Origin of the sequence: Rhodovarius crocodyli (assembly GCF_004005855.1) — a bacterium.
Taxonomy (GTDB): Bacteria; Pseudomonadota; Alphaproteobacteria; order Acetobacterales; family Acetobacteraceae; genus Rhodovarius; species Rhodovarius crocodyli.
On sequence record NZ_SACL01000010.1, the window covers coordinates 86,169 to 108,990 of the forward strand.

The 22,822-nt window shown below is 69.8% G+C and carries 14 protein-coding genes; 8 read left to right on the forward strand and 6 right to left on the reverse strand.

Annotation, left to right across the window (positions count from 1 at the left end; all coding sequences use genetic code 11):
* Nucleotides 1–68 precede the first annotated feature (68 nt).
* Together EOD42_RS21765 and EOD42_RS21770 are read left to right on the forward strand one after the other, a co-directional pair.
* Entirely contained in the window at nt 69–1,556 is a 1,488-nt protein-coding gene (locus EOD42_RS21765) for an SLC13 family permease (RefSeq protein ID WP_127789699.1), read from the forward strand.
* Entirely contained in the window at nt 1,556–2,497 is a 942-nt protein-coding gene (locus EOD42_RS21770; RefSeq protein ID WP_127789700.1) for a lactate/malate family dehydrogenase, read from the forward strand. The genes EOD42_RS21765 and EOD42_RS21770 overlap by 1 nt, the downstream gene beginning before the upstream one ends.
* A gap of 262 nt (nt 2,498–2,759) precedes the next feature.
* Here the strand turns inward: EOD42_RS21770 and EOD42_RS21775 are convergent, their stop codons facing one another.
* On the reverse strand, nt 2,760–3,731 hold the full coding sequence (locus tag EOD42_RS21775) for a 2-hydroxyacid dehydrogenase (RefSeq protein WP_127789701.1): 972 nt from the start codon (nt 3,729–3,731) through the stop codon (nt 2,760–2,762).
* A gap of 101 nt (nt 3,732–3,832) precedes the next feature.
* On the opposite strand from EOD42_RS21775, the gene EOD42_RS21780 reads away from it, so the two are divergent.
* The 4 genes from EOD42_RS21780 (at nt 3,833) to EOD42_RS21795 (ending at nt 9,703) form a co-directional block, all read left to right on the forward strand.
* Nucleotides 3,833–4,621 carry an SDR family oxidoreductase gene (locus EOD42_RS21780; protein ID WP_127789702.1) on the forward strand — a complete coding sequence of 263 codons (789 nt, stop codon included), beginning with the start codon at nt 3,833–3,835 and terminating at the stop codon, nt 4,619–4,621.
* Between the two features lie 66 nt (nt 4,622–4,687).
* Entirely contained in the window at nt 4,688–5,953 is a 1,266-nt protein-coding gene (locus tag EOD42_RS21785) for a hydantoinase/carbamoylase family amidase (RefSeq protein ID WP_127789703.1), read from the forward strand.
* Nucleotides 5,950–8,043 (forward strand): hydantoinase/oxoprolinase family protein, encoded by a 2,094-nt coding sequence (locus tag EOD42_RS21790; RefSeq protein ID WP_127789704.1) that lies wholly within the window; start codon nt 5,950–5,952, stop codon nt 8,041–8,043. Before EOD42_RS21785 ends, EOD42_RS21790 begins: the two co-directional genes overlap by 4 nt.
* A 4-nt stretch (nt 8,044–8,047) precedes the next feature.
* Entirely contained in the window at nt 8,048–9,703 is a 1,656-nt protein-coding gene (locus tag EOD42_RS21795; RefSeq protein ID WP_127789705.1) for a hydantoinase B/oxoprolinase family protein, read from the forward strand.
* Between the two features lie 143 nt (nt 9,704–9,846).
* Here the strand turns inward: EOD42_RS21795 and EOD42_RS26420 are convergent, their stop codons facing one another.
* Complete coding sequence (locus tag EOD42_RS26420) at nt 9,847–12,159, reverse strand: methyl-accepting chemotaxis protein (RefSeq protein ID WP_240655248.1); 2,313 nt, start codon at nt 12,157–12,159, stop codon at nt 9,847–9,849.
* Between the two features lie 127 nt (nt 12,160–12,286).
* Here EOD42_RS26420 and EOD42_RS21805 point away from each other — a divergent pair, with 127 nt between their 5' ends.
* Both EOD42_RS21805 and EOD42_RS21810 read left to right on the forward strand, forming a co-directional pair.
* Nucleotides 12,287–12,919 carry a flavin reductase family protein gene (locus tag EOD42_RS21805; protein WP_127789706.1) on the forward strand — a complete coding sequence of 211 codons (633 nt, stop codon included), beginning with the start codon at nt 12,287–12,289 and terminating at the stop codon, nt 12,917–12,919.
* Between the two features lie 54 nt (nt 12,920–12,973).
* A complete protein-coding gene (locus tag EOD42_RS21810; protein WP_206020434.1) occupies nt 12,974–14,641 on the forward strand; it encodes an ABC transporter permease in 1,668 nt (555 codons plus the stop codon).
* Between the two features lie 226 nt (nt 14,642–14,867).
* On the opposite strand, the gene EOD42_RS21815 is transcribed toward EOD42_RS21810, so the two are convergent.
* The 4 genes from EOD42_RS21815 to EOD42_RS21830 all read right to left on the reverse strand — a co-directional run bounded on the left by EOD42_RS21815 (nt 14,868) and on the right by EOD42_RS21830 (nt 22,763).
* The gene (locus EOD42_RS21815; RefSeq protein ID WP_127789707.1) at nt 14,868–16,313 is read right to left on the reverse strand and encodes a TolC family protein; all 1,446 of its coding nucleotides are present in this window, start codon (nt 16,311–16,313) and stop codon (nt 14,868–14,870) included.
* The gene (locus tag EOD42_RS21820) at nt 16,310–19,477 is read right to left on the reverse strand and encodes an efflux RND transporter permease subunit (protein ID WP_127789708.1); all 3,168 of its coding nucleotides are present in this window, start codon (nt 19,475–19,477) and stop codon (nt 16,310–16,312) included. The genes EOD42_RS21815 and EOD42_RS21820 overlap by 4 nt, the downstream gene beginning before the upstream one ends.
* A 24-nt stretch (nt 19,478–19,501) precedes the next feature.
* Nucleotides 19,502–20,809 carry an efflux RND transporter periplasmic adaptor subunit gene (locus tag EOD42_RS21825; RefSeq protein WP_164868067.1) on the reverse strand — a complete coding sequence of 436 codons (1,308 nt, stop codon included), beginning with the start codon at nt 20,807–20,809 and terminating at the stop codon, nt 19,502–19,504.
* A gap of 412 nt (nt 20,810–21,221) precedes the next feature.
* Complete coding sequence (locus EOD42_RS21830; protein WP_127789772.1) at nt 21,222–22,763, reverse strand: acetolactate synthase large subunit; 1,542 nt, start codon at nt 22,761–22,763, stop codon at nt 21,222–21,224.
* Between the last annotated feature and the right edge of the window lie 59 nt (nt 22,764–22,822).

The window sequence follows — 22,822 nt, forward strand, 5'->3', positions numbered from 1 at the left end:
CTGATCTGCATCAAGGGAATCAGGTCCGTTCCGGCGCATGTTCCGGCCGGTATCAAGGGACCTGATCCGTGAGCTTCAACTTCATTTCGCCGCCAGAGCCGGATTCCAACCGGAAGCTGGTCTGGCTGTTCGTCGCCATCGCGCTTTACCTGGGCGTTCTGTTCCTGCCCACGCCCACGGGGCTGACGGCCTCGGGCCAGGTGGCGCTCGGCCTGCTCGTCTTCGTCATCGTGCTCTGGATCAGCGAATGCGTCTCCCCGGCCACCAGCGCCATCCTGCTGGTGGGCTTCGCGGTGCTGGGGCTGATGGGCAAGCCCTTGCGCGCGGGCGGGCCACCCATGAACTCCACCGCCGCCCTCACCTCCATGCTCACGGGCTTCTCCTCCACCGCCGTGCTGCTGGTCGCGGCCGCCCTGTTCCTGGCGGTGGCGCTGAAGCTCACCGGGCTCGACCGGCGCGTGGCGCTGCTGGTGATGAGCAAGGTGGGCATCTCCCGCTCGCGCCTCATCCTGGGGGCGATGCTGGTGGGCTTCGTGCTGGCGCTGTTCATCCCGTCCGCCACCGCGCGCGTGGGTGCGGTCATCCCGATCATGGCGGGCATCGTGGCCGCCCTCGGCCTGCCGGCCGCCAGCAGCCTGGGCGCCACGCTGATGATCGTGACCGCCGCCGCCTGCTCCGTCTTCAACATGGCGGTGAAGACGGGTGCGGCGCAGAACATCATCAGCCTGAACTTCATGCAGCAATCCTTCGGCCACACCGTCACCTGGGGCGGCTGGTTCGTGACCGCCCTGCCCTTCACCATCGGCATGTGCGTGGTGCTGTATGTCGCGGCCCTGCTGATCCTGCGCCCGGACGTGCCCGCCAAGGAGGAAGCCGAGGCACGCCTGCGTGAGGAGCTGGCCAAGCTCGGCCCCGTCAGCGCCGTCGAATGGCGCCTGATGTCGGTCGCGCTGCTGCTGCTGGTGCTGTGGTCCACCGAGGGCATGCTGCACCCCTTCGACACCACGACCACCACCCAGCTCGGCATCGCGCTGCTGCTGATGCCGCGCATCGGCGTCATGCACTGGGCCCAGGCCGAGAAGCTCATTCCCTGGGGCACGGTCGTGCTGTTCGCCGCCGGCATCTCGCTCGGCACGCTGATGTCCACCACGGGAGCCGCCGCCTGGCTGGCCCAGGCGACGCTGGGGCAGCTCGGCCTCGGGGCGCTGCCGGTGTTCATGGTGGTGGGCGCGCTGTCGCTGTTCAGCATCGTGCTGCATCTGGGCTTCGCCTCGGCCACCGGCCTCGCCAGCACACTGATCCCGATCATGATCGCCTTCGCCAACACGCTGCCCTACGGCAGGGAGACCGCCTTCGGCATCGTGCTGATCCAGAGCTTCGTCGTCTCCTTCGGCTTCGTCCTGCCGACCAACGCGCCGCAGAACATGCTGTGCTACGGCACCGGCAGCTTCACCATCGCTCAGTTCGCCAAGGTAGGCACCGTCGTCACCATCGCGGGGCTGCTGCTGATCGTGCTGCTCTCGGCCACCGTCTGGCCGATGATGGGGGTGCTGTGATGGCCGGCAAGGTAGGGATCATCGGCGCGGGCCAGGTCGGCGCCTCCGCGGGCTATCTCCTCTCCTTCACGCCCGGCGTGCGGGAGGTGGTGCTGGTCGACCTCGACCGCGCCCGGGCCGACAGCGAGGCCGCCGACATCGCCCACGCCGCGGCCTTCGCCCGCGCGGGGCTGGTGCGCGGCGGCGACTACGCGGACCTGGCGGGCGCCGACGTGGTGGTGATCACGGCGGGCGCCAACCTCAAGCCCGGCCAGACGCGGCTGGACCTGCTGGCGGCCAATGTGCGCATCGTCTCTGCCATCATCGAGCAGGTGCTGAAGGCGGCCCCCGACACGCTGCTGCTGTTCGCGACCAACCCGGTGGACGTGATGCCGGCCCTGGCCGTTCGCCGCTTCGGCGTGGCCCCCGGGCGCGCCATCGGCACCGGCTGCGCGCTCGATTCAGCCCGCTTCAAGGACCGGCTCGCCCGGCAGTTCGGCCTCTCCCCCACCTCCGTCCATGCCCAGGTGCTGGGTGAGCACGGCGATTCCGAGGTGCTGCACTGGTCCGGAGCCCGGGCCGGCAGCCTGCCCATCGCGCTGTTCGCGGAACGCATGGGCGTGGACCTGCCGCCCGACTGGCAGGCCAGGATCGCGCAGGAGGTCCGCACCTCCGCCTATCGCATCAAGGAAGGCAAGGGCGTGTCCAACTTCGGCATCGGCGGGTGCATCGCCCGGCTGACCCAGGCGCTGGTGAACGACGAAGGCACGATCTTCAGCGTCTCCACCGTCATGGATGACGTGCTGGGCATTCCGGATACCTGCATCTCCCTGCCCCACGTCCTGGGCGCCCGCGGCGCCTCGGCACCCCTGCTGCCCGAACTGGACGACAGCGAAACCCAGGCCCTGCGCCACAGCGCGCAAGTACTGCGCGAGGCGATCGCGGCCGCGCTGGGCGGCTGAGGGGCGGCGCCTCAGGGGCTTCGCCCCCGACCCCCCAGCCAGGGGCTCTGCCCCCGGCACCCCCGCCAGGAGCCTGGGGCCCCTGGACCCCCATGAGCTATATGAAAGTGTGAAGAAGGGGCTCAAAGCGCGCTTCGACCCAGCACGCCTTCGCAGCCCCTTCCTCACACTTTCAGCCCTCGGTTTCCAAAGGCCTTTCGGCCTTTGGCGGGTCCAGGGCAGAGCCCTGGTCGGGGTCCGGGGTGAAACCCCGGGGCTCCCCTCAGCCCACCAGCGCCGGCGGGTTCTCGCCGCGCAGCAGCACGGCGTCGAGGTTGTCGAGGGCCAGGTTGCCCATGCGGTCGCGGGTTTCGATGGTGGCGCTGCCGAGGTGCGGCAGCAGGGCCACGTTCTCGAGGCCCAGATAGCCCGGGTTCACACGCGGCTCGCCGTCGAACACGTCCAGGCCCGCGGCGCGGATGCGTCCGGTCTTGAGCGCGGCGATGAGGGCTTCGTCGTCCACGGTGCTGCCGCGCCCGGTGTTGATGACGATGGCGCCCTGCCGCATTTGCCCGATGCGGGTGGCGTTCAGCCATTTGGCCGTCGCGGCGCCGCCGGGTATGTGCATGGAGAGGATGTCGATGGCGCCGAGGAAGCCTTCGTCGCTGTCATGGTACTGGGCGCCATTCTCCAGCTCGGGGGCCAGGCGGCGGTTGTTGCGGTAGTGCAGCTCCATGCCGAAGCCCTTGGCCATCACGCCCATCTCGCGCCCGATGCGGCCATAGCCCAGGATGCCCAGCCGCTTGCCCTGCAGCGTCACGCCCATCAGCTGGGTGGGGGCCCATCCTTCCCACTGGCCGGCGCGCACCATGCGCTCGCCCTCGCCCGCGCGGCGGGCTGCCATCAGCAGCAGGGTGAAGGCGATCTCGGCGGTGGCGAAGGACAGCACGTCGGGCGTGTTGGTCACCATGATGCCGCGCGCGGCGGCGGCCTTCAGGTCGATGTGGTCGGTGCCGACCGAGAAGGTCGAGATCACCTTCACCGAGGCCGGCAGCGCCGCGATGGTGGCCGCGTTGAACGGATCGCCCGCCGCGATCAGGATGCCCGACGCCCCTTCCGCGCGCCGCGCGATCTCGGTGCCGTCCTTGTACCAGGGCGCGTCCGTCGGGTTGTTCACCACGCTGTAGTCGCGCGCGGCCCGTGCCTCGATCGCGGGCGGCAGCAGGCGGGTGAGCAACAGGACAGGCTTCGGCATGGGCAATTCCTTTGACGCGTCGCGACAATAGCGAAGCCCCCCCGGCTTGCCACCCGGGGCCGCGTGTTGGATCGTCCGCGGCCGCACACGGGAGAAGAATCATGGATCTGGGCCTGACGGGTAAGCGCGCCATCGTGATGGGCGCGAGCAAGGGGCTGGGCCGCTCGGCGGCCGAGGCGCTGGCGCGCGAGGGCGTGTCGCTGGTGATCAGCGGCCGCAGCCAGGAGAGCCTGGACGCGGTCGCGGCCGAGCTGATGGCGATGGGCGCGCCCAAGGCCGTGGGCATTCCGGCCGATGTCGCGAGCAACGAGGACATGGACAAGCTGGCCGACGGCGCCGTGGCGGCGCTGGGCGGCGTGGACATCCTGGTGCTGAACCATGGCGGCCCGCCGCCCTCCACCGCCGTGGACATGAAGGAGGAGGACCTGGCGCCCTGGTTCCAGCGCATCGTCCAGGCGCCGATCCATATCGTGAAGAAGCTGCTGCCCGGCATGCGCGCCGGCGGCTATGGCCGCATCATCAACATCGGCAGCACGGGGCTGCAGCAGCCCATCCCGAACCTGGTACTGTCCAACACGCTGCGGGCCGCGCTGCTGGGCTATCTCAAGACGCTCTCGGCCGAGGTGGCCGGCGACGGTGTGACGGTGAACGTGGCCGCCCCCGGCGCCATCCGCACCGACCGCAGCGTCGAGACCGCCAAGAGCCTGGGCGCCAAGAGCGGCAAGTCGGTGGACGAGGTGATCGCCGAGCGCAGCAAGACCATCCCCGCCCAGCGTTACGGCCAGCCCGGCGAGTTCGGCCCGGCCATCGCCTTCATGGCCTCCCCGCTCGCGGCGTACATGACGGGCGAGATCATCCGCATCGACGGCGGCATGGTGCGGGGCTTCTGAACCCATCTTCAGGGGCGTGGTTATGCCGCGCCCCTTCTTTGTTTCTCCGAGAGGCTTTCCGATCGCATGAGTACCAACCTTGCCCCCGACACCGAGCTGGCGGAACGCCTGTTCGACACGCTGCGTGAGCGCAGCTTCGACGGCGTGGGCATCACCCGCACCGCCTATGGCGAGGGCGAGGCCATGGCCCATGCGCTGCTGGCCGAGGAAGGCGACAAGCTCGGCCTCGAACGCCGCGTCGATCCGATCGGCAACCAGTACCTCACCTTGCCGGGTGCCGACCGCAGCCGCCCCGCGATCGTGCTGGGCAGCCACCTGGACAGCGTGGCCCAGGGCGGCAATTTCGATGGTGCGGCCGGCGTGCTGGCGGGCCTCGCCGCCGTCGCGGGGCTGGTGAAGGCGGGCTACACCCCCGCGCAGGATGTCACCGTCATGTGCATCCGCGCCGAGGAAGCGGGCGAGTGGTTCCCCACCAGCTACCCCGGCAGCCGCGGCTCGCTGGGCATGCTCACCGCGGCCGACCTCGCGGTAAAGCGCCGCGATTCGGGCCGCAGCCTGGCCGAGCACATGCGCGAGGAAGGCTTCGACCCTTCCTTTGCCGAGGCCGGCAAGAAGGTGCTGGGCCCGCATAACGTCGCGGGTTTCCTGGAACTGCACATCGAGCAGGGCCCGACGCTGGAGGGCGAGGGCAAGCCGCTCGGCATTGTCACCGGCATTCCGGGCAGCCGGCGCTTCCGCGCGGCGCGCGTGGTGGGTGAGTACAACCACTCCGGCGCCACGGCCCGCAAATACCGCAAGGACGCGGTGGCCGCCGCCGCCGAGCTCGCCTATCGCCTGGACGAATACTGGTGCGAGTTGGACGCGCAGGGCCGGCGCATGGTCGTCACCTTCTGCGAGATGGCGACGACCGCCGACGCCGGCTTCACCAAGATCTCGGGCGAGGTGAAGTTCAGCCTCGATATCCGCGCGGTGAACATGGAGAACTGCGACCTGATGGTCGCGCGCCTGCACCAGCTGATCGCGGAGATCGAGGCGCGGCGCGGCGTGACGTTCGAACTGGGCACCGAGAGCGGCTCCACCCCTTCGATCATGGATGCCGCGATGCAGGCGGGCCTCGCCAAGGCCGCCGACGACCTCAAGGTCGGGCATATCTCCATGGCTTCGGGCGCGGGCCACGATACCGCCGCCTTCGTGCAGGCCGGCGTGCCCGGCGCCATGCTGTTCGTGCGCAACCAGAACGGCAGCCATAACCCCCATGAGGCGATGCGCGCGGAAGACTTCGCGCTCGCCTGCCAGGTCATCACCCGTTGGCTTCAGGACGTCACTCAATGAGCGATAGCATAACGCCCCCGGCGCGCGCCCGCATCGCCGCCGATATCGGCGGCACCTTTACCGATGTGGCCCTGGAGAAGGACGGCCAGCGCTGGACCTCCAAGGTGCTGACCACCCCCAAGGCACCCGAACTCGGCGTGCTGGAGGGGGTGAAGGTCGCCCTCGCCCGCGCGGCCCTCACGCCCGGCGACGTCGAGGTGATGATCCACGGCACCACGCTGGCGACCAACGCCATCATCGAGCGCAAGGGCGCCCCCACCGGCTTCATCACCACCGAAGGCTTCCGGGACGTGTTGGCGCTGGGCAATGAGAGCCGCTACGACCAGTATGACCTGAACATCGAGATCCCCCGCCCCCTGGTCCGCCGCCGCCACCGCGTGACGGTGACCGAGCGCCTGGACAATGCCGGCAAGGTGCTGCGCCCGCTGGACGAGGCCCAGGTGGCCGCAGCCGCCCGCTTCCTGCGCGAGGAGGGCATGCAGGCCATCGCCATCGGCTTCCTGCATGGCTTCGTGAACCCGGCCCATGAGAAGCGCGCCGCCGAGATCGTGCGCGACGTGTGGCCCGAGGCGCCGATCTCCCTCTCCTGCGAAGTCTCGCCCGAGATGCGCGAATGGGAACGCTTCTCCACCACCGTCGCCAACGCCTATGTGCAGCCGCTGATGGCGGGCTATCTGGCCCGCCTGCGTGAGGGGCTGAACGCCATGGGCATGGCGGCGCCGGTGTTCATGATGCTGTCCGGCGGCGGCCTGACCACCATCGAGACCGCCTCGCGCTTCCCGATCCGCCTGGTCGAGAGCGGCCCGGCCGGCGGCGCCATCTTCTCCGCCCATGTCGCGCGCCAGAAGGGCTGGGGCAAGGTGCTGTCCTTCGACATGGGCGGCACCACGGCCAAGGTCTGCCTGATCGACGGGTACACCCCCCAGGCTTCCCGCGTGTTCGAGGTGGCGCGTATCGGCCGCTTCCAGAAGGGCTCGGGCATGCCGCTGCGCATCCCCGTGATCGAGATGGTGGAGATCGGCGCGGGCGGCGGGTCGCTCGCCAAGGTCGATGCCATGGGCCGCATCCAGGTCGGCCCCGAGAGCGCCGGTTCCGACCCCGGCCCCGCCTGCTATGGCCGCGGCGGCGACAAGCCGGCCGTGACCGACGCGAACCTGCTGCTCGGCCGGTACGACCCCGCGACCTTCGCGGGCGGCAACCTGGCGCTGCACCCCGACCAGTCCACGGCCGCGATGGCCGAGCATGTGGGCAAGGCGCTGAAGCTGGAGGCGCCGATGGCCGCCCTCGGCGTGGTCGAGATGGTGGACGAGAACATGGCCAATGCGGCCCGCGTCCATGCCATCGAAAGCGGCAAGACCTATGAGGCCCGCGCGGTCGTGGCCTTCGGCGGCGGCGGCCCGGTGCATGGCTACCGGGTGTGCGAGAAGATCGGCGTGAACCGCATGCTGGTGCCGTCAGGTGCCGGCGTGGGCAGCGCCATCGGCTTCCTGCGCGCGCCCGTCGCCTATGAGGTGGTGCGCAGCCTGTACCAGCGCTTCATGAGCTTCGACCGCGCGGCGGTGAACGGGCTGCTGGCCGAGATGTCCGAGGAGGCCTCGCGCGTCGTGGCCAATGGCAGCTTCGGCGCGGAGACCACCGAGCACCGCATCGCCTACATGCGCTATGTCGGCCAGGGTCATGAGATCGCGGTGGTGATGCCGGCGCGTGACCTGTCCGAGCAGGACGTGATCGACCTGCGCGCGGCCTATGACACCGAATACGCGCGCTTCTACGACCGCCCGGTGCCCGGCAGCGACGTGGAGATCATGAGCTTCGCCGTCACCGTCTCGACCCTGGTCGAGGAAGCGGAGCCGGTCGCCGCCCCCGAGGCCGCGCCCGCGCCCAAGCCCATCCGCCACCAGCAGGTGCGCGACACCGCGACCGGCGAGGTGCGCGACTGGGCGATCTATAACCGCGAGGAGATGGCGCCGGGCTGCAAGATCGCCGGCCCCGCGATCATCGCGGAAGACGAGACGAGCACGCTGGTGGGTCCGGGCTGGACCTGCGCGGTGGATGGTCTCGGCTATCTCGAACTGGTGAAGGAGGGCTGAGCCCATGTCCGCACTCGAACAGATCCAGCGCCAGATCCAGTGGAACCGCCTGATCGCGGTGGTGGAGGAGCAGGCGCAGGTGATGATCCGCACCGCCTTCTCCACCACGGTGCGAGAGGCCGGTGACCTTTCGGCCGGCGTCTTCGACCTGCAGGGCCGCATGCTGGCCCAGGCCGTGACCGGCACGCCGGGCCATGTGAACTCCATGGCCGAGAGCGTGGGGCACTTCCTGGCCAAGTTCCCCGCGGCCTCCATGAAGCCGGGCGACCACTACATCACCAACGACCCCTGGCTCGGCACCGGGCACCTGCATGACCTGACCGTGGTCACGCCGGCCTTCCATGACGGCCGCATCGTCGGCCTGTTCGCGAACACCGCGCACATCATCGACATCGGCGGCCTCGGCATGGGCCCCGACGGGCGCTCGGTGTTCGAGGAAGGCCTGTATATCCCGATCGTGAAGTGCTTCGACCAGGGCAAGCCCAACGAGACCTTCTTCGACTTCCTGCGCGCGGGCTCCCGCACGCCGGTGGAGCTTGAGGGCGATGTCTACTCGCTGTGTGCCTGCAACGACGCGGGCGCCAAGCGCCTGGCCGAGATGCTGGCGGAATACAGGCTGGATGGGCTGGACGACCTCGCGGCCTATATCTTCGAGGCCTCGATCACCGCCACCCGCGCGGCCATCAACGCCCTGCCCCACGGCACCTACAAGGCCGAGATTCACTCGGACGGCTATGAGGCGCCGGTGGCGCTGCATGCCGCGCTGAACGTGCGCACCGACGAGATCGTGGTGGACTTCAACGGCACTTCCGGCCTGTCCAGCCGCGGCATCAACGTGCCGCCGGCCTATTGCCGCGCCTATTCCTGCTTCGGCATCAAATGCGTCGTGGCGCCCGAGATCCCGAACAACTGGGCCTCCCTGCTGCCCTTCCGCATGGAGATCCCGGAGGGCTGCATCCTCAACGCGCCGCGCCCCTACCCGGTCAGCGTGCGCCACATCGTGGGCCAGCTGCTGCCGGACCTGATGATGGGCTGCCTGGCCCAGGCCGTGCCGGACCGCGTGAATGCCGAAGGCAGCTCCTGCCTGTGGAACCCGCCGCTGCGCGGCGGCAGCCAGGTTAGCGGCCAGAACGCCGAGGTCGAGGATTTCGAGGTCATCAGCTTCAATTCCGGCGGCACCGGCGCGCGCCCCACGAAGGACGGCATGGACGGCATCGCCTTCCCCTCCGGCGTGCGCACCATGCCGGTGGAAGCGACCGAGAACGTCGCCCCCGTGATCTTCTGGCGCAAGGAACTGCGCCCGGACAGCGCGGGCCCCGGCCGCACGCGCGGCGGCTTCGGCCAGATCATGGAAATCGGCACCAAGGGCGAGGCCGAATTCGCGGTGAACGCCATCTTCGACCGCGTGGCCAACGCGCCGAAGGGCCGCTTCGGCGGCGGCGAGGGCGCGGGCGGGCGCGTGCTGCTGGATGACGCCAACGGCACCCAGCTGCGCAGCAAGGGCTTCCAGGTGGTGCCGAAGGGCCGGCACCTGGTGCTGCACCTGCCGGGCGGCGGCGGCATGGGCGACCCGAAGGAACGCGACGTGGCGCTGGTGAAGGCGGACGTCGAGGACGGGCTGATCAGCGCGCAGGCGGCGAAGGCGCTGTATGGGGTGTAGGATTCTTCTTTTTCTGTAGAAAAAAAAGCAAAAAGACTTTTGTCTTTTAAGGTTCCGGAGGATCAGCCTGAAATGGTCCTCCGGAACCCGGAGTACTCGTAAAAGTTTTTTGGTTCCTTTTTTTACAAAAAAGAACGTTACTCTTAAGCCCTCACATTCTTCAGGAAGGTATCCGCCTTCTCGCGAAGGATTGCCGCCTGGTCCGTCAGCGTGCGGGCGGCACCCAGCATATCCCGCGCAGCACCGCCCGTGGCGCCCGCCGCGCGCTGCACATCGCCGATGCGCCGCACCACGGCCCCCGTGCCCTCGGCCACCTGGGCCGCGCTGCGGGCGATCTCGCGGGTCGCGGCACCCTGTTCCTCCACCGCGCCGGCGATGGCGGTCGTCACCTCGTTCATGCGTTCGATGGTGGCGCCGATGTTGCGAAGGGCGGTCGCGGCCTCATCGGTCGTGCCCTGGATGGAGTTGATCTGCGCCGCGATCTCCTCCGTCGCCTTGGCCGTCTGGCTGGCGAGCGACTTCACTTCGCTGGCCACCACCGCAAAGCCCTTGCCGGCCTCACCGGCGCGGGCGGCCTCGATCGTCGCGTTCAGCGCCAACAGGTTGGTCTGGCCGGCGATGTCGCTGATGAGGCGCACCACGTCACCGATGCGGGCCGCGGCCTGCACCAGACCCTGCACGGTGCTGTCGGTGGCGCGCGCTTCCTCGGCGGCGGAACGCGCGACCTGCGCACCCTCACCCACCTGGCGGGTGATCTCGGCGACCGAGGCCGCCAGTTCCTCGGCGCTGGCCGCCACCGCCTGCACGTCATTGCCGGCACGGCCCGAGACCTCGGCCACCGCATCGGCCTCACGCCCGCTGATGTCGGCGGCCTCGCTGACGGTCGCGGCGCCCTGCTGCATCTGCGTGGCGGATGCCGCGACGGACTGCACGACGGAACCGATCTCGGCCTCGAACTGGTCGGCCAGCTTCACCTGGGCGGTCACGTTGGACCACATCAGCATGGCAGAGGCGTATTGGCCCTTCTGGTCGCGGATGGCGCTGATGCGCAGGTCCAGCGCCTCGTCGCCCAGGCGGATGCGCGTCTGGTGCGGCAGGTTCTCGGGCCTGGCCAGCAGGGCGCGGATGCGCTCGGGTTCCTTGTGGAACACGTCGATGCTCTGCCCCATCAGGCCATCGGCCTTCACCGGCAGCATATGCTCCACCTGGCGGACCAGGTTGCGGCTCTCGGGGTTCATGTAGTCGATGCGGAAATCATTGGCGGGGTTCGCGGTCATCACGCCGATCGCCATCTGCTCCAGCATCTGGCCCTGGCCGAAGGCGCGGGCGGCCGCCTGGCGCAGCGTCTCCAGCGCCTTGGCGATGCGGCCGATCTCGTCGCCACGGTCCTGGAAGGGCACCTTCTGGCTGGTCTCGCCGCTGGCGATGCTGTCCATCAGCCCGGCCATGGCGCGCAGCGGCGCGCCGATCGCCCGCGTCAGCAGGAAGCCCGACACCAGCAGCACCAGCGCCACCGCACCGCCGGTATAGAGCGTGTTGTCGTTCATGCTGGAGACAGCGGAGCGGGAGGTCGCGACCGCCTGGACCACGCCTTCGTTCAGATGGGTGGCGGCGCGGTTCAGATCCTCCTGCAAGGCGCGGCGCTGCGGCACGGAGCGTTCGGCGCGCAGGGCGGCGATGGCGGCGTTGGCCGCGATCAGCGCATCGGCTTGGCGCACGATCTCCTCACCGATCTGGCCCATGCGGCGGGCATCGGTCTTGAGGCTCTCGGGCATCGCGCTCTCAAGCCTGCGGATATGCACGCGCTGCTGGCTGGAGGCACGGCGAACCCGGGCCGCGGCGCTTTCGGCGCCCGAGGCGAGATAGAGGTTCACCCCCACCCGCACCTCGGTCAGCGCGGTCAGGTAGGTGCCGAGCACATCGCGCGCGTTGTCCAGCTGGTCGCCCTGCAGCGCGAAGCCGATATTGGCCGCCAGCGCCTCATAGGCCTGGTCGAATTCCGGCATGCGGGGCAGCAGGCGCTCATCGCGGATGCGGATCACCTCCGAACGGCGCTCGGCCACGGCCTCGAAGGTCTCGATCAGGGCGCTGATCTGCGTCACGGCGGCCTGCAGGGCCTGGCGTGCCGCCGGCACCGCGGCCAGCTCCGCCGCGCGGGTCGCCAGGCCACGCGCGCGTTCCGCCGCCTGGCGCATCGCGTCGTTCTCGGCCTGCACATCGGGGATGCTCTGGGCCAGCAGCACGCCGCGCTGGGCCAGAGTGGCGTTCAGCGCCTCCTCCACCGCGCCGAAGGCGGCGACCTGGGCCTGCGCCGCGCGGTTCTGCGCCTGGGTGGCATCCTGCGCGGTACCGGCATCGGAGCGCACCATGACCACCAGCGCACCCAGCATCACCATGGTGAAGCCCGAACTGACCGCGAGTTTCTTGCCAACCGAAAGATTGCTGAACAGCCGCATCCCGACGCTCCGAAAGTTTCCTGTCGGCGCGGAAGATGAAGCCCCAGCAACTAACCGAGCATGAACGCCCCCTCGACAGCCGGAAAATTCCCGGGCGATATCGCTCCAAGCCCCAAAGGACAGCGTCATGAACTTCGACTTCGAAGCCCTGCCCCCGGTCGAGCGCTACAAGCTCGTCACCTCCACCGTGGTGCCCCGCCCCATCGCCTGGATCGTCAGCCAGGATGCGGACGGCGTGGTGAACGCCGCCCCCTACTCCTTCTTCAATGCCTTCTCCAACGACCCGGTCGTGATCGGTGTGGGCTGCGGCCCCCGCCCCGAGGGCCCGCTGAAGGACACGCTGGCCAATGTGAAGGCCACCGGCCAGTTCACCGTCTGCCTCGTGCCCTATTCGGCCATGGAGGGCATGAACATCACCGCGACCGACTTCCCGCCCGGCACCGACGAGCTGGCCGCCGCCGGCCTGACCACCGCGCCGTCCGTGAAGGTGAAGCCGCCGCGCATCGCCGAAAGCCCCGTCGCGCTGGAATGCGAGACCTTCCAGATCATCCCCGTGGGCCACCACAACATCCTGCTGGGCAAGGTGGTGGGCATGTATGTGGCCGATGAGGCGGTGCTGAACGCCGAGAAGCACTACATCGACACCCCCAAGCTGGACCTGGTGGGCCGCATGCATGGCGGCGGCTGGTACACCCGCACGACTGACCGCTTCGAGGTGCCGCGCATCCCCTATGCCAAGTGGCAGGAACAGAAGGGCTGAGGCAGCGGTCCCGATCTGGACTTTCCGGCCGGGGCGTGTGAATCGCGGGTGAGAATGACCCGCAGCCTGACCGCCCCGGCCGACCTGCCCGCCCCGCCCCGCCGGCGGATTCCCGCCCTGGGATGGGTGGGGCTTCTTCTCGCGCTGCTCGTCTCCCTGCCGCTGCTGGCCGTGCTGGCCGCCGCGGCCGTGCCCACGGGCGAGGCCTGGCGCCACGTCGTCCATACCACCCTGGCCGAGATGCTGGGCAATTCGGCGCTGCTGGTGCTGGCCGTGGGCCTGATGGCCGCGAGCGCCGGCGTGATCTCGGCCTGGCTCGTCTCGACCTGCGCCTTTCCCGGCCGGCGCCTGGCAGAGGTCGCGCTGCTGCTGCCGCTGGCCATGCCGGCCTATGTCTCGGGCTATGCCTATACTTGGCTGCTGGACGTGGCGGGGCCCGTGCAGAGCGGCATCCGCGCCGCCACGGGCCTGACCTGGCGGCAGATGGGCTGGTTCCCCGAGATCCGCTCCCTGCCCGGGGCCGCGCTGGTGCTGGCGATGGTGCTCTACCCTTATGTCTATCTGCTGTGCCGGGCGGCCTTCCTGCAGCAATCCACCTGCCTCATCGAGGTCTCGCGCACGCTGGGGCACAGCCTGACCCGCAGCTTCCTGCGCGTGGCGCTGCCGCTCGCCCGCCCGGCGCTTGCCGCCGGCACCGCCCTGGTGCTGATGGAGGTGCTGGCCGATTTCGGCACCGTGCAGCATTTCGGCGTGCGCACCTTCACCACCGGCATCTACGAGACCTGGTTCGGCATGGGCGATCGCGGCGCCGCCAGCCAGCTCTCCGTCGCGCTGCTGGCCTGTGTGGGCATGCTGATGCTGGCGGAGCGCTATGCGCGCGGCGACCGGCGCTATCACCCCACCACCACCCGCCATCCGCCCTTCCGCCCCGTGCGGCTGACCGGCCCCAAGGCGTGGCTCGCCTTCATCGCCTGCATGATGCCCGTGCTGCTGGGTTTCCTGATACCCGCCGGCACGCTGCTGGCCCTGGCGATGCAGGCGGGCGATCCGCTCTCCCCCGACCGCTACCTGCCCTATGCGGTGCACTCGCTGCTGCTGGCCGCCATCACCGCCGTGCTGGCGGTGGCGCTGGCGGCGGTGCTGGCCTGGGGCATCCGGCTGTCCGGCCATTGGCTGACACGCTTCTCGGCCCGGGTCGCGGCCCTGGGCTACGCCCTGCCCGGCAGCGTCATCGCGGTCGGCACGCTCATGCCCTTCGGCCTGTTCGACAACGCGCTGGATGGCTGGACGCGCGCGAACCTCGGCATTTCCGTGGGGCTCGTGCTGTCCGGCAGCATCGTGGCGCTCGTCTTCTCGTATCTGGTGCGCTTCCTGGCCATCGCGCTGGGGGGGCTCGAAAGCGGCCTCGCCCGGCTGAAGCCCACCCTGCGGGACGCCGCGCGCTGCCTCGGCGCCTCACCCGGGCGGGCCGTGTGGCGGGTGGAAGTGCCCCTCGCGCGCGGCGCCATGCTCTCGGCCGCACTGCTGGTCTTCGTGGACACCATGAAGGAACTGCCGGCGACCCTCATCATCCGGCCCTTCGACTTCGACACGCTGGCCGTGCGCGTCCATACCCTGGCCAGCGACGAACGACTCGCCGAAGCCTCCAGCGGCGCCCTGCTGATCGTGCTGGTCGGGCTGCTGCCCGTGGCGATCCTCACGCGGGCCATGCGGCGAGGGTGAGCGGGGGCTTCGCCCCCAGGCCCCCAGCCAGGGGCTTTGCCCCCGGCACCCCCACCAAAGGCCGAAAGGCCTTTGGAAACCGAAAGCTGAAAAGGCCTGGAGGGGACATCGTCCCCTCCAGGCCTTTTCAGTTACCCCTGGGTTCCAAGGGTCGCTACGACCCTTGGCGGGTGTCCAGAGGGCAGAGCCCTTTGGTCGGGGCCCGGGGGCGAGGCCCCCGCTCACCTCACCGCAGCGTCGGCGAGATGCCCGACACGCCGGTCGCCTGCTCCAGCCCGGCGAGCGCGGTCAGATAGGCCTGCCGTGCCTGGTTGGTGGCCACGCGGGTGGTGTTCAGCGTGCGCAGTGCGTCCATCACGTCCAGCAGCGAGGAGCCGCCGGCCAGATAGGCCTGTTCGGCGCTGCGATAGGCCTGCTCGGCACGGCTGAGCGCGCCCCCGGTGTACAGCCGCAGCAATGAGCGGGACTGTTCGTAGGTCGCCCAGGCGGTGGCGAAATCGGCGCGGGCCTGCAGCAGGGCGCCGCGCGCCTGGGCCTCGGCCTGCGCGGCCTGGCCGGTCGCGACGCCGATGTTCCCCTCGGTGATGCGGCGGGTGAAGATGGGGATGCCGAGCGAGACGGTGAACTCGTTGTTCGCCGTGATGGGCACCTGGGCGTTGGGCTGGTCCTGCGACAGGCGGGTGCGGTTGGCGCCCACATTCACCGACACGTCGCGCCAGCGCCCGGCCTCGGCCAGGTTGCGGTTGGCGCCGGCGGCGGCGGCGGTGCGGGCGGCGGCCACCACATCCGCGCGGTCCTGCACGGCCTCGGCCAGCTGTTCCCGGGTCACGCCCAGGTCGGGAACGGTGTTGAAGGCACCCTGCACGTCGAAGGGCAGCGCCGGCACGACACGCGCGATGGAGGCGGTGGGCACGCCCTGTCCTCGGCCGCGTGGGGGCGCCTGCGGCACGTCGGCCAGGCGGCGCCCGTCGGCGGCGTCGGCCGCCAGCGCCACCGCCACATTGGCGATGGCGGCGGCATAGGCCTGGGCGTTGGTGGTCACGTCGGCCTCGAACACTACGCGGCTGGCCTGGAAGCGCAGCAGGTCGCCCTCGGGGATGGCGCCGTCGCGCAGGCGCCGGCGCAGCAGGTTCTCGGTGTTGTCCAGCGAGGAGCGGTTGGCGAGTGCGACCTCAAGATTGGCGCGCGCGCCCATGGCGGCGATGAAGTTCTGCCGCAGCGCGAACAGCTGGGTGCGCAGCGCGTCCAGCACCTGCGCCTCGGCCACGCCGATGTTCTCCTGCGCCAGGCGCGTGCGCAGCTCACGCTTGCCGCCCAGCTCCACCAGCATGGAGATGCCGACATTGACGTTGTTGGTCGGCCCGAAGAAGCGGGCGCCCGTCAGGCCGCCGCGCTGGCGTTCCTGGAAGTTGGCGAAGGTGTTGCCCACCGTCACCTGCGGCGGCGGCAGGGAGGACGCGACGAGGCGCTGCGCCTGGGCCGCATCCACGCCGCGCCGGGCGGCGATCACGGTCAGGTTGCGCTCGACCAGCATGCGCTCGGCCGCCTCGATGGTCAGCACCTGGGGGCCGGGGGCGGCCGCTGCCGGGCGGTTCTGCGCCAGGGCCGCCGGCGCCTGCAGCGCGGTGCAGCCCAGCAGCACGGCCGCGAGGAGTTTCAGGCGCGCGCTCATGCCTGGGCTCCGCCCAGGCCCGCGCGCTCACGCCGTTCGCGCAGCGCCTGCTCGCTCTGCTCAAGCCCCTTGGGGCGCCCCAATGCGTCGATCATGGCCGGAAACACCACCAGAATGAAGAAGGGAACAAGGCCGATGCCGCCCACCACAACGAGCGCCAGCGGCTTCTGAACGTCACTGCCGATGCCGGTCGCCAGCGACATGGGCAGCAGCCCGCAGAAGCTGGCGAAGCAGGTCATCAATACCGGGCGCATGCGGTCCCGCCCAGCCTGATCCAGCGCCTCTCGCCACAACATGCCCTCGGCGCGCAGATGATTGAAGTGGGAGAGCATGATGATGCCCTCCATCACCGTGATGCCGAACAGCGCCAGGAAGCCGATGGCCGCCGGAACCGAGAAATTCAGCCCCGTCGCCACCAGCACCATGATGCCGCCGGTGACCGAGAGCGGAACGATACCCAGCACCAACAACGTCTCACGCACATTGTTGAACTGGATGTAGAGCAGCAGCATCACCAGGCCGAAAGCCACGGGGACCACGCGGGTCAGGCGGCCGACGGCCTCCTGCAGGTTCTTGAACTCGCCTTCCCAGGACAGGGTGTAGCCCGGCGGCAGCTGCACGCTGCGGGCCACCGCGGCCTGGGCGTCACGCACCGTGCTCGCCGGGTCGCGGCCGCGCACGGAGAAGCGGATCGGCACATAGCGCGTGCTGTCCTCGCGATAGATGTAGGAGGTGCCGGAGGTCAGCTCGATCTCGGCCACATCCGACAGCGTCGCCCCGCGCGGCCCGCCCACCGGGATGCGCCCGATGGACTGGATGCTGTCGCGATAGGGCGCGTCGAGGCGCACCATGATGGGGAAGTTGCGGTCCGCGCCGCGCTCATACAGGCGCCCCGCCTCTCGCCCGCCGATGGCGGCCTGCACCACGTCGTTGATGTCCTCCACCGGCAGGCCGTAGCGCGCGGCCCGGGCCCGGTCGATGTGGATGGCGACGGTGGGCTGCCCCTGGGTGCGGAACACGCCGAGATCCGCGATGCCGGGCACGTTCTCGACGGCGCTGCGCACCTGTTCGGCGATGCGCGCCAGCACATCGGTGTCCGGGCCGCTGACCTTGACGGCATTGGCGCCCTTCACCCCCGAGGCCGCTTCCTGGACGTTGTCCGAGATCGCCTGGGAGAAGCTGAACTCCACGCCGAGGAAGCGCTCGGTCAGGCGGCGGTTGATGGCGGCGACCAGCTCCTCGCGGTTGTGGCCGGTGGTCCATTCCTGCGGCGGGCGCAGCGGGATGAAGAATTCCGCGTTGAAGAAGCCGGCACTGTCCGTGCCGTCATCCGGGCGGCCGTGCTGGGAGGTGACGGTGATCACCTCGGGGAATTCCATCAGCGTGCGGCGGATGCCGTTCACCGTCGCGTGGCCTTCCTCCAGGCTGATCGTGGCGGGCATGATGCCGCGCACCCAGAGGTTGCCTTCCTCCAGCGTCGGCAGGAACTCGGCGCCCAGCAGCGTGGCCAGCCAGATGACCAGCGCCAGCAGCCCCGCCGCCAGCAGCAGCACCAGCTTGCGCGCGCCCATGGCCAGGGCATAGCAGCGCTCATGCACCCAGCGCGCGCCGCGCACCAGCAGCGTGTCCTTCTCCTGGCTGTCCTCGCGCAGCAGCACGGCCGACAGGGCGGGCGTGATGGTGAAGGTCGCGAACAGCGCGCCCGCGATGGCATAGGCATAGGTCTTGCTCATCGGGCCGAAGATGCGGCCCTCGATGCCGCCCAGCGTGAACAGCGGCATGAAGGCCGCCACGATGATCAGCGCCGAGAAGAAGATCGCCTTGTCCACCTCGCTGCCCGCCCGCAGGATGATCTGAGAGATGCCGGACAGCCCGTGCCCGCCCGGCGCCGCACCATGATGATGGCCATGCCGCGCCAGGTGCAGGTGGCGGTAGATGTTCTCGACCATGATGACGGTCGCATCCACCAGCAGGCCGAAATCCAGCGCGCCGAGGGAGAGCAGGTTGGCACTCTCCCCCCGTATCAGCATGAACAGGATGGCGAAGAAGAAGGCGAAGGGGATGGTGGCCGCGATGACGATGGCACCGCGCAGGTCACCCAGGAACAAGTACTGGATGATGAGGATGAGGATCACGCCCTCGATGATGTTCTTCACCACCGTCTTGGTGGTGACCTTCACCAGGTCCTCGCGGTCATAGATGGTCTGGATGCGGACGCCCGGGGGCAGGATGCCGCCGGCGTTGATACGCTGCACCTCGGCCTGCACGGCATGGATGGTGGGCAGGGTCTGCTCGCCGCGCCGCATCAGGATGGTGGCCAGCACCGCCTCGTCGTCGCGCTCATGCCCCGCGATGCCGAGGCGCGGCAGCGCGCCCACCTCGACCGTCGCGATGTCGCTCAGCAGCACCGGATTGCCGCCATCGGCGGTGGCCAGGACGATGTTGCGCACGTCGTCGATGCTGCGGATCAGCCCCACGCCCTGCACCACGGCCGATTGCGGGCCGATGTTGATGGTGCCCGCGCCCACCGTCAGGTTGCCCGCGCGCACCTTGCCGATCACATCCGGCAGGGACAGGCCGAAGGCGTTCATCCGCGGCAGGTCGACCACCACGTTGTAGGTCTTGCTGCGGCCGCCGAATGTGCTGACATCGACCACGCCCGGCACACGGCGGAAGCGGCGCTCCAGCACCCATTCCTGCAGCGTCTTGAGGTCATCGGCGGAAAAGCCCGGGGGGCCGACCAGCCGGTAGCGCATGATCTCCCCGATCGGGCTGAGGGGGGAGATGGAGGGCGAGACGCCGTCGGGCAGGCCCGAGAGAGTGGCCAGCCGGTTCAGCACCTGCTGCAGCGCCTGCTCGTAGTTATAGGCGAAGGTGAACTGCACCCGCACATCCGACAGGCCGAACAGGCTGGTGGAGCGGATGACGTTCAGGTTGGGCAGCCCCGCCATCGCCACCTCGATGGGGATGGTGACGTAGCGCTCGATCTCCTCGGCGCTCTGGCCGGGGTTCTGGGCGATGATCACCACCTGCGGCGGCACCGGGTCCGGATAGGCCTCGATGTTCAGCCGCAGGAAGCCCGCCACACCAGTCGCCACGAACACCGCGAACAGCAACAGCACCAGCGCCCTGCGCTGCAGTGAGAAGGCGACGATCTGGCGCATGGATGTTCCCGGTGTGGTTTATTGTCAGTCGATGCGGGCGGCCCGGTCGATGAACAGGACGCCGCCGGTCACGATGCGGTCGCCGGCGCGCAGGCCGTCCGTCGCCTCGACCAGGTCGCCGCTGCGGTTGCCGGTGGTGATGCGGCGCATCGCGAAGCGCCCGCCATCCATCGCCACCCACACGCTGGCATCGGCGCCGCGATAGACGATGGCGTTGACCGGCACGGCCGGGTTGTCATGCGCCTCGCCCACCTCGATGCGGAAGGTGGCGAACATCTCGGGGCGCAGCAGGTTCTGGTCGTCCTGCACCTCGGCCTGCACGGTCATGCGGCGGGTGGTGGGGTCGAGGCCCGCGCCGGTGCGGGTGATGCGGGCCTGGAAGGTGCGGCCGGGCAGCGCGCCGACCGAGACCTCGACCGGCAGCCCGTCGCGGATCAGCGGCACGTCCACCTCGCGCACATTGGCCACCATCCACTTGGTGGACAGGTCGCTGATGGTCAGCACCGGGTCGCCCTGGCCCGCCGTCAGCCACATGCCGGGCGACAGGCGGCGCTGCGTCACGGTGCCGGTGAAGGGTGCGGTGACGGTGACGACGCCGCTGACCTGGCGGGTGCGCTCGATCTCGGCGATCTGGTCCTGGTTGCGGCCCAGCACGCGCATGCGGTCGCGGGCGGCACCCTGGGCGGTCTCGGCGATGCGCAGGTCGGATTCGGCGGCGCGCAGGGCGGCGCGCGCCTGCTCCACATCGCGCTGGCTGGCGGCGCGGGCGCCGAACAGCGAGGCCTGGCGCTGGTCCTCGCGGCGCGCCTGGTCCAGGGCGGTCTGCGCCTTGCGGACATTGTCGATGGCCGAGAGCAGGTCATTCGCGGCGGTGGTGACGTCGGCCGATTCCACCTCGAACAGCGGGGCGCCCTGGGCCACCGCATCGCCCAGCCGCACGAAGGCGCGGGTGACGCGGCCGGTGAAGGGCGCGAGCACGGGGGTCGAGCGGTCCTCGTTCACCGAAATCCGGCCCTCGGCGATGCGCTCGGCGCGGAAGCTGCGGCTGGCGACGGGCTCGATGCGCAGGGCGCGCATCTCGCCCTCGGAGAGGCGGAACTCACCGGGCGTGGTGGGGGCGGGGGTGGTGGCCAGGTGCGGCGTGTTGCGCGTGGCGTCGGCGTGCTCGTTCAGGATCAGGAAGCCGCCGACCACGCCCGCGAGCGCGGTGCCCAGCAGCGCCACCCACAGCCAGGGACGGCTCTGCTTCGGTTCCTGATGCAGCACGGTCTTGCCCGGGTTCTCGACGGGCTTGGCATGCAGCTTCTCGGCGGGCTTTTCGATCACGTCCATGGCTCTTCCAGTCGATTCCTGCCGGCGACACCGGCCTGCCGGAATGCTGTGATCATGCACATCCATTGCGGCATAACCGCGACAGACATGCGTCTTCTGGAAGCTTCCGGCGAAGCTGAACCTAAGCTGAACGATCGCGAATTGCCAGGGTGATTCGCTGAAATCTTCGCAAGGAATGGAAGGCGGTTCATGTCAGGCCCCGATTCCGGCGTTCCGGGGGCGATACCCACAGGAACACCGGCTTTTCCACGAAATTGCCCACAGAAGATCAACAGGGGGTGTGCAACGGGCGTGCCGCGGCTGCGTTGGGGGCGTCGCCTGTCAAGATGGCGGGACACCCCCAGGGGGTCGGATCAGGAGCCCGCCCGGTTGATCCCCAGCTGGGGAAACCGGGCCGCGGCCCCTGCCCTGTTCAGATCACCAGCTCGATCAGGAACGGCCCGCTGTTGTTCAGGCTCTGGCTCAGCAGGTCGGCCACCTGGTCCAGGCTGGTGGCCTGGGCCGCCGGCACGCCCATGCCCTCGGCCAGCTTCACCCAGCCGATGTCGGGGTTGCCGAGGTCGAGCATGTTCATCGCGGTCGGGCCCGGGTTGGCGCCCACGCCCGTGTATTCGCCCAGCAGGATCTGATACTTGCGGTTGGACAGCACGATGGTGGTGACCGGCAGCTTCTCACGCGCCTGGGTCCAGAGCGCCTGCACCGTGTACATGCCCGAACCGTCGGCCTGCAGCGCGATCACCCGCCGCCCGCCGCCGCCGATCGCCGCACCGGTGGCCAGCGGGAAGCCGCAGCCGATGGCGCCGCCCGTGATCTGCAGCCAGTCATGCTGGGGCGCCGCGTAGGTCTCGGGGAAGAAGCCGCGCCCGTAGGACACGCTCTCATCCACCACGATCGCGCCCTCGGGCATCAGGGCCGCCACGGTGCGGGCCAGCCCCTCGGGGCTCGGCGCGCCGCGCACGGCCTCGGGGCGGCGGCCAGGGTCGGCGAAGGCCACCTTGCCCGCGCCCAGCTCATCGGCCAGCGCCGCCAGCGCCGCCTCGGCATCCTGCTCGGGCCGGGCCAGCATGTGCAGCTGGGCCGTCTCCGGGTAGTGCTTGGAGGGCATGTTCGGGTAGGCGAAGAAGCCGATCGGGCCCTTGGAGCCGACCAGGATGATGTGCTCCACCCATTTCAGCTTCTCGATCGCCTGGGCGGCCGGATAGGGCACGCGCTCCAGCTGCATCCGGCCCTGGCCGCGCGCCATGCGGGGCGTGGAGGTCTCGGCCATCACGGTGGCGCCGGTCTTCTGCGCGATGTTCCAGGCCAGCTGCTGGGCCGCCTCGGTCTGCGCCGGCGCGCCGCCGAGCAGGATCAGCACGTTCTTCTTCTCGCGCAGCACGCCGGCCACCGCGCGGATGGCGTGCGGGTCGGCCTTCGGCACCTCGGGCACCGGCAGCGGGGCCGCGACAACGCCGCCCGGGTTCCAGCAGGTGTCGGAGGGCAGGATCATGGTGGCGATCTGGCCCGGATAGGTCATGGCGGCCTGGACGGCCTGCACGCCCTCGGCGCCCACATCCTCGGCGCGGGAGGCCGTGCGCACCCAATGCGACACGCCGCGCGCGAAGCCCTCGGTGTCGCCGGTCAGCGGCGCGTCATACTGGCGGTGATAGGTCGCCTGGTCGCCCACGCAGTTCACGATGCCGCTGCGCGCGCGCCGTGCGTTGTGCAGGTTGGCCAGGCCGTTCGCCAGGCCGGGCGCGCAATGCAGCAGCGTCACCGCCGGCTTGCCCGCCATGCGGTAGTAGCCGTCGGCCGCGCCCGTCACGATGTTTTCCTGCAGGCCCAGCACGCAGCGCATGCCGGGCACCCGGTCCAGGGCCGCGACGAAATGCATCTCGCTGGTGCCGGGGTTGCTGAAACACACTTCGACGCCAGCACCCAGCAGGGAGTGGACCAGGGACTCGGCCCCGTTCATGCCGCTCACGTTTCTTCTCCAGTTCCTCAACGTGGAATGGAGCCTGCCCATCATGGGCC

What these genes read in the sequence shown, in the direction of transcription:
- EOD42_RS21785 (WP_127789703.1), top strand. Translation starts at nt 4,688, where the DNA reads ATGAGTACCAACCTTGCCCCCGACACCGAGCTGGCGGAACGCCTGTTC.
- EOD42_RS21810 (WP_206020434.1), top strand. Translation starts at nt 12,974, where the DNA reads ATGACCCGCAGCCTGACCGCCCCGGCCGACCTGCCCGCCCCGCCCCGC.
- EOD42_RS21795 (WP_127789705.1), top strand. Translation starts at nt 8,048, where the DNA reads ATGTCCGCACTCGAACAGATCCAGCGCCAGATCCAGTGGAACCGCCTG.
- EOD42_RS21790 (WP_127789704.1), top strand. Translation starts at nt 5,950, where the DNA reads ATGAGCGATAGCATAACGCCCCCGGCGCGCGCCCGCATCGCCGCCGAT.
- EOD42_RS21770 (WP_127789700.1), top strand. Translation starts at nt 1,556, where the DNA reads ATGGCCGGCAAGGTAGGGATCATCGGCGCGGGCCAGGTCGGCGCCTCC.
- EOD42_RS21815 (WP_127789707.1), bottom strand. Translation starts at nt 16,313, where the DNA reads ATGAGCGCGCGCCTGAAACTCCTCGCGGCCGTGCTGCTGGGCTGCACC.
- EOD42_RS21820 (WP_127789708.1), bottom strand. Translation starts at nt 19,477, where the DNA reads ATGCGCCAGATCGTCGCCTTCTCACTGCAGCGCAGGGCGCTGGTGCTG.
- EOD42_RS21780 (WP_127789702.1), top strand. Translation starts at nt 3,833, where the DNA reads ATGGATCTGGGCCTGACGGGTAAGCGCGCCATCGTGATGGGCGCGAGC.
- EOD42_RS21825 (WP_164868067.1), bottom strand. Translation starts at nt 20,809, where the DNA reads ATGGACGTGATCGAAAAGCCCGCCGAGAAGCTGCATGCCAAGCCCGTC.
- EOD42_RS26420 (WP_240655248.1), bottom strand. Translation starts at nt 12,159, where the DNA reads ATGCGGCTGTTCAGCAATCTTTCGGTTGGCAAGAAACTCGCGGTCAGT.
- EOD42_RS21830 (WP_127789772.1), bottom strand. Translation starts at nt 22,763, where the DNA reads ATGAACGGGGCCGAGTCCCTGGTCCACTCCCTGCTGGGTGCTGGCGTC.
- EOD42_RS21805 (WP_127789706.1), top strand. Translation starts at nt 12,287, where the DNA reads ATGAACTTCGACTTCGAAGCCCTGCCCCCGGTCGAGCGCTACAAGCTC.
- EOD42_RS21775 (WP_127789701.1), bottom strand. Translation starts at nt 3,731, where the DNA reads ATGCCGAAGCCTGTCCTGTTGCTCACCCGCCTGCTGCCGCCCGCGATC.